The sequence below is a fragment of the Thalassobacterium sedimentorum genome, assembly GCF_031127905.1.
Taxonomy (GTDB): Bacteria; Verrucomicrobiota; Verrucomicrobiia; order Opitutales; family Coraliomargaritaceae; genus Thalassobacterium; species Thalassobacterium sedimentorum.
The window spans coordinates 1-307 of record NZ_JARXIC010000162.1 but is presented as its reverse complement, the minus strand read 5'-3'; the positions used below and the strand labels follow the sequence as shown (position 1 = coordinate 307).

The 307-nt window shown below is 48.2% G+C and carries 1 protein-coding gene; it reads right to left on the bottom strand.

The annotated features are described in order from the left end of the window. Positions 1-34 precede the first annotated feature (34 nt). Positions 35-307: hypothetical protein (locus tag QEH59_RS18835; RefSeq protein ID WP_308986933.1), on the bottom strand; the 273-nt coding region annotated here is incomplete at its 5' end.

Sequence of the window (307 nt, the reverse complement as noted above, 5' to 3'; positions counted from 1 at the left end):
TCTTTGCTATACATTCCGATGGCAGCAGTGATGCCTACGGGTAAGTCGTATCATTCGTTTGACGGTTCCACGTAGTGGAACCATTGCTAGTTGCAATGGCGCTATTATCAAGCGAGGAGGTCTCAAATTTCATTGACTTCCAAGCGAGTCGCACATTGACCACAATCGAATCGCCCTCGGTCGCTTCGATTGCAACTGCAGCAACATACGGAAGCCCAAAAGGGGTCAAACGCAAAATATAAATATTTGACCAATCCCCGACTCCGTGGCTAGCCTCGTTTTCATGCCACGCAAACAACGGATCGAA